The 2,317-nt window shown below is 56.7% G+C and carries 2 protein-coding genes and 1 pseudogene; all 3 read right to left on the bottom strand.

From position 1 onward, the window contains the following. Positions 1-125: 125 nt before the first annotated feature. Positions 126-1,385, bottom strand: coding sequence for a DNA adenine methylase (locus FMM72_RS17555; RefSeq protein ID WP_431603345.1), 1,260 nt, complete (start codon positions 1,383-1,385; stop codon positions 126-128). A 23-nt stretch (positions 1,386-1,408) separates the two neighbouring features. Beyond that, positions 1,409-1,711, bottom strand: coding sequence for a hypothetical protein (locus FMM72_RS16860; RefSeq protein ID WP_162222105.1), 303 nt, complete (start codon positions 1,709-1,711; stop codon positions 1,409-1,411). 158 nt (positions 1,712-1,869) lie between these two features. Beyond that, positions 1,870-2,317 (bottom strand): annotated as a pseudogene (locus FMM72_RS16855) (DUF4314 domain-containing protein); the annotation flags it as partial.

Raw genomic sequence — 2,317 nt, 5'->3', positions numbered from 1 at the left:
TTTGAGAACCACAATGGCGCCCTCCACCACATGCACCTCTGCCGTTTCAGTCTCGGGGAACCGGGCTATTGCCAGTTCAGCGGGCAGGATTCGGAGCCCCTTGGCGGCCGCTTGTCTCAGAAATTTCATCGCAAACACTCCTTTATATGATCTTCAATGGTTTTTTTGGGGATATGGGTCAGGCGCAGCCCGCCAAATTCCAGCGGGCTGTCAAACAAGGTCACCTGTCCCGCAAAGAGCCTGGGGTCGTAGTTGGCCATGAGCAGTTCTTCATAGACCGCTCCGGCTTGCTGGGCCATTGGATTCTGACGAGTGAAGGACAGCTGGTAAAAGTCGCTGTAAAGCCTGCGGATCTCCTCGCAGTCGTTGTAGGAAACGATGACATAGCCCTTGCATTCCTTGATGGCGTCATGCAGCCGGACATGATCCTCTGCGGAAAACGCAGCGTCGTAATATTGCTCCGCGTCATAGTAGGGCGGGTCACAGTAAATCAGCCCATCCGGGCGATCCCTGTCCAGAATTAGCTTCACCGCGTCCTTGTTTTCAATGACTGCGTCCTCCAGCCGTTTTGCCGCCTCCAGCAGCCGTTCCAGCGCATCCTTCAGTTTGAGGGGCTTGATCCCAAAGGAATTGGTGGTGCCGCTGAAGCTGCCCCACACCCGCTTGAAATAGGCGGCCGCCCGGTAGACGTCATAGAGCTGCGCCCTCTCCCGCAGGATGGGGGTGAGAGCCTCCGCCTGTTCTTCTGTGAAGCAGTCCCGATCCTCCAGCACCTTCAGCTCCGCCTCGATGTTTTCAAAGAACACCGCCCTGTGTTCCANTAGCTTCACCGCGTCCTTGTTTTCAATGACTGCGTCCTCCAGCCGTTTTGCCGCCTCCAGCAGCCGTTCCAGCGCATCCTTCAGTTTGAGGGGCTTGATCCCAAAGGAATTGGTGGTGCCGCTGAAGCTGCCCCACACCCGCTTGAAATAGGCGGCCGCCCGGTAGACGTCATAGAGCTGCGCCCTCTCCCGCAGGATGGGGGTGAGAGCCTCCGCCTGTTCTTCTGTGAAGCAGTCCCGATCCTCCAGCACCTTCAGCTCCGCCTCGATGTTTTCAAAGAACACCGCCCTGTGTTCCAGAAAGCTTTTGTACCACTCGAATTCCTCTCTGGAATGGAGGGGAAAAAACCGCAGCTCCCGCAGCAGGGCGTTGCTCTGCTCCTTGACACAGCAGAACAGGTTGACCAGCTCCACATTGAAATCGTTGTAGATGTCCAGACGGCCCGGACGGGGCTTCATACTCAGCAGCACCGCCCCGCTGCCGCCGAAGGGTTCTACATATTGGCTCAGCTTCTCCGGCATGATCCGGCGGATGTAGGGGATAAGCTTCTCTTTGCTTCCCACCCAGGGGAAGAAAGGGCGGGCCACTACGATTCACCCTGTCCGAAGGCGTCCAGCGACCGCTCGAGCCCGGCGATGGCGGCCTCCAGCCCATTTGCCATCATCCGCAGCTGGCAGATAGTGCCATACACCTCCCCCGCGGTGACCGCGTAAAAGTACCCGCTGCGGCTGCTCCCGATGGGGACGCCTCCGCGCCGTATCCGGTTCACCAGCTTTCTCAGCTCATTGCCGCTGAGTCCGGCCGCCCGTTCAATCTCCTCGCTCCGTTTGATATTCGCCCTGCCCTTGCAGCACAAATTCAGGTACTGGGCCAGTTTTTCTTCATTCATCGCTGCTCCTTTTCCGGGGTGTCCTCCCGAAAAAGGGCATAGAAAAACAGGGACCGCATCCCCCTTTTGGGAAAACGGCCCCTGTGTGTTATTCTGTTTAAATTTTCGGCTAGTGGCTCAAGTGGTTACGCCCTATTCAATTCTTTTGACACCTCCCATCAGAGCATCTGCATGCCCTGTTCCTGGGCCCGTTCATAACTGCCGGGGTCTGCACCAGGACAATCCCAACCGTACATACTACCAAATTCCATCGCCTGACGCTGTGCCCAGGTAATACCTCGCTTTTTGTTGTTGTAGTCTGCGATGCGGCGGTTTTTCTCGGCATTGCCGACGTCCCACTCCGAAGGGAAGCTGCCATCTTCACCTTTCTTAATATAGATGAGGCTTCCATCTGTTTCTTTTACTGACCAGCACAAGTCCGGCAGTCTGTGGCTGAACGCAGGGTCAAACCGGTCTTTCTCTGTCATGATGCTCCAATTGTCGCTATTCCAGAGGTGAACATACAGTTTCCCGTCATCTACCCGGATTTCTCGCTGTTCGAAGACCTCGCCCCAGCCGTCCGAGGCTTGGCCGCCGATGTAGCCGGTCAGGGTTTCCATTTCCTCC

This window comes from Anaerotruncus colihominis (assembly GCF_010206195.1).
GTDB classification, from domain to species: domain Bacteria; phylum Bacillota; class Clostridia; order Oscillospirales; family Ruminococcaceae; genus Anaerotruncus; species Anaerotruncus colihominis_A.
The sequence above is the reverse complement of the archived record's forward strand: the minus strand, read 5'-3'. Positions and strand labels throughout refer to the sequence as shown.